The organism is Pseudoalteromonas sp. S1612 (genome assembly GCF_005887175.1).
Taxonomy (GTDB): domain Bacteria; phylum Pseudomonadota; class Gammaproteobacteria; order Enterobacterales; family Alteromonadaceae; genus Pseudoalteromonas; species Pseudoalteromonas undina.
The window spans coordinates 1-3,601 of record NZ_PNDH01000088.1 but is presented as its reverse complement, the minus strand read 5'-3'; the positions used below and the strand labels follow the sequence as shown (position 1 = coordinate 3,601).

Below are 3,601 nucleotides of genomic sequence, written 5' to 3'. Positions count from 1 at the left end.
CTGTTTGATTAAAGCAGATCAGGCAGTACCTCTTTTTTTCTTAAAGAAAGCAGTGGAAGAATTTTGCTGGTTTCTTTTCTTCCTTTCTGGTTTTATTTTCTGATCGCGACATTTCAATTTTTACTTAATTTTAGTTTTAAATTGTCCATGAGGTTGACCATGAAAAGTGGAATTTTGAGTTGTTTTTTTATGGCTCTTGGGGTTATTCCTTTTAATTATTTTGTAGAATCAACATTAGAAGATAAAGGTTATTCTTTTTGTAATTGGTATACAGCTCCTTCAGTTATTGCCCCTGATGTTTGGTTGAAAAACGATGAGTTATGCTTACAAGATGGTTCTGTAATCACTAGTGATATTTATGATTGGTTTGAAATGCATAATGAAAAAAGAATTGAGCCAACACTTAATGAACTTGAAGTTTTTATACAAGAAACTAGAGCAGAGTATAATCGTTAAAATTAACTCAAAATTGCTGCTGTCATTTTTATTTAAAATAACCAGATAAGCTAAATAATTTTATAAAAGGATTCTTCTGGCTTCCAGAGGTAAATTTCACCCTAATAAAAATGAGCTATAAACAATGTCTATTTTAGAATGGGAAAAATCCGAGGAACGTTTTACAGAACAAAGCTTCGAGCATAAATTAACTGTTGTGATAGGCCTGTTTGCTTTTATATTATTTACAATTGCTTTATTTTATTTCTCTTATTATGGGTTTGTTGAAAATGTTTATTTTGATGAGTCGCTTTATTATATTCGAGAAAGCGGCTTGTTGGCTCCGATAATAGTAATGGCTCCATTTCCTGTTTTAATGACAATTGCAGGTTTACAAAAAGTATTGAACTTCCGCAATGAAAAAACAATAAGGTTAATGGTAAAGCTTATGCTGCGCGCAATACCTTTATATATAATTTTATCTATTGCTAATAGTTTTTATATTGAGTCTAAATTAACACTCGAGGGATATAGCTTTTGTAATTGGTATACCAGTCCATCATTAAGAGGTCCCGATGTTTGGCTAAAAAATGATGAATTATGCCTACAGGGTGGTTCCGTCATAATCAGTGATATTACCGATTGGTTTGAACAGAAAAACCAACAAGGTATTGAACCTTCCGTTGATGAGTTAAAAGAGTTTATAAAAATAACTCGAAAAATGCGCGATGATTATATAAATAATATGTAGCGGCCAGTCCGTTTTAATGAGTAACAGGCCAAGCCCTATTAAAGCGAGTTTTATAACTCGCTTTTTTATTGTCTAAATATTCTATAAATAAAAATGCCATACTGTTGTCATCCCTGTGTGTTGATATTTAACAAATACAACACTAAGGAAAACAATAATGTTAAACAAATCAATAATAGCCTTTTCTTTGCTATCACTATTAACTGGCTGCTCACTTGATGGTGATGACGGCCAAGATGGCGTACAGGGTGTACAAGGTACAGCGGGTAGTAATGGTGAAAACGGCACTAATGCAAATTCAGCTTTAAATATCAATCTTATTGGCCGCGCAGTACTCAATGCACAAAGCCCAGAGGGTGCAGCTGAAATAGTCGCCTACCAAGCCTCTAAAAAGTGGATTTATGCCATTAATAGCTCTGGCGATGAGGCAGTTGTGAATATCATTCCTGCCGATACGTTCGACACTGCAGCATTAGTAAAAGATAACGAAGGTATTGTAACCGCGACCAACTTAGCCTCTGCCATTACGCTCTCACTAAATGAAAATACGCCTGGTGATGCAAACAGCATAGCTATCGATGCAAATAACCAATTATTAGCGGTAGCAATGGCTGCTACAAACGTGGGCGAAGCTGGCCAAATAGCGTTTTACAATATTGGCGGAGATACACCAGTATTTATTAAAAATGTAACTGTAGGTGCCCTACCCGACATGGTGACATTTAGCCATGATGGTGCAAAAGTAGTGGTTGCTAATGAAGGTGAACCTAATGGCGACTACAGTATCGACCCCGAAGGCACAATTAGCATTATCGATATCAATAACGGCACTATTGCCGATACCGCTTTGAGCATAAACTTTCAAGCTTACAATAATAAGCAAGCAGAATTAGAAGTGCAGGGCTTAGTGTTTGCCAATCCTACTGGACGTACTATTAATGGTAATTTAATAAATACCACGGTTGCGATGGATTTAGAGCCAGAATATGTGAGCATTTCCAAGGATAATAAATACGCTTATGTCTCTATTCAAGAAAATAACGCTCTAGCCATCATCAACCTTGAAGATAATTCCCTTGAGCTAAAAGGACTCGGTTTTAAAGATTGGTCAAACTTACAATTTGACGCTTCAGACAAAGACGGCGGTGTTAACTTTAAATCATACCCTGGTTTATATGGCATGTATCAGCCAGATACAATTGCAAGTTTTAGTTGGAAAGGAGCCAACTTTATTGTATCTGCCAACGAGGGTGATGCACGCGAATACTTTTTTGATGCAAGCGATGAAGCTGATTGCATCGCTCAGGGCGGCCTTGATTATGACGCTAAAGATGGGTGTTTGGCATATATAGATGAAAGCCGCGCAGAAGATCTAGCTCTCGCAGCTAACTTCGATTACTTAAATAACGATGATAACGACATTGGTCGTTTAAAAGTTACAACAGTAAAAGGTGATAAAAATAACGACGGCCAATACGAATCGCTTTATGCTTATGGCGCACGGTCATTTACCATTTGGGATAGCAATGGGCTGGTGGTGTTTGACTCAGGCGATCAAATTGCACGAGTAACCGCTTCTGTTCATGGCAATGCATTCAATAATAACGAAGATGAAAATAAAGGCGATACACGCTCAGATGATAAAGGGGCAGAACCCGAAGCGCTAACATTAGGTAAAGTTGGCGATAGGTTATTTGCTTTTGTTGGCTTAGAGCGTATGGGCACAATAATGGTGTTTGATATAACCAACCCTTACGATGTGAAATTTCAAGACTACTTTTATAATCGTGGTTTAGAACCAAGTGCAGATATAAGTGGCGATCTCGCTCCTGAAGGTATGACATTTGTTCCTGCAGCGCAAAGTGCAACAAACGAAGCACTGCTTATAATCGGTAATGAAATCTCAGGCTCAATTGCCGTATGGGAAATAACAACTCAGTAATTAGTAAAGTTTTAAGTAAAAGCGATGTAGCGGTTATCTATAAATCGCTTTTACTTCCTCCCCTCTCAATAATCATGCCTTATGTGAATGCTTTTTAATCAAAAACAGCCCTGCAGCCCTTTGTTTGTATGGTTATTGTACTAAATTGAAATTAATTTAATAAAACTGAAATAAAGCATTGACCCTCTCCAGAATATCCCTATAATGCGCATCCACTGACCCGGCAGGCAGCAATGAAAAGCGCTGAACAAACGGTAAGTGAGTCGAGTAAAACTTAGCTTTTAAATCTTTTAAAAGAAACTAAAAATTAAGTGTTGACAAAAAAATAGGAAAGCGTAATATGCGCAGCCCTAGCGAGATAAAGTTTAACACTTTAATCGCAACGTTCTTTAACAATATAAAGCAATCATCTGTGTGGGCACTCGTACAGATTGAGTTCTAACAGCCAAGCTACTTAGGTAGTGAGGCAAAGA

Annotated in this window: 3 protein-coding genes; all 3 read left to right on the top strand. The window is 37.1% G+C overall.

The annotated features are described in order from the left end of the window. Nucleotides 1-63 precede the first annotated feature (63 nt). The gene (locus tag CWB78_RS18205; RefSeq protein ID WP_502705096.1) at nucleotides 64-456 is read left to right on the top strand and encodes a DUF1240 domain-containing protein; all 393 of its coding nucleotides are present in this window, start codon (nucleotides 64-66) and stop codon (nucleotides 454-456) included. Between the two features lie 124 nt (nucleotides 457-580). Continuing rightward, nucleotides 581-1,186 (top strand): DUF1240 domain-containing protein, encoded by a 606-nt coding sequence (locus CWB78_RS18200; protein ID WP_138596811.1) that lies wholly within the window; start codon nucleotides 581-583, stop codon nucleotides 1,184-1,186. Between the two features lie 157 nt (nucleotides 1,187-1,343). Then, a complete protein-coding gene (locus CWB78_RS18195) occupies nucleotides 1,344-3,128 on the top strand; it encodes a choice-of-anchor I family protein (RefSeq protein ID WP_138596810.1) in 1,785 nt (594 codons plus the stop codon). Nucleotides 3,129-3,601 lie beyond the last annotated feature (473 nt).

Coding starts and splice junctions, on each gene's coding strand:
- CWB78_RS18200 (WP_138596811.1), top strand. CDS start 581: ATGTCTATTTTAGAATGGGAAAAATCCGAGGAACGTTTTACAGAACAA.
- CWB78_RS18195 (WP_138596810.1), top strand. CDS start 1,344: ATGTTAAACAAATCAATAATAGCCTTTTCTTTGCTATCACTATTAACT.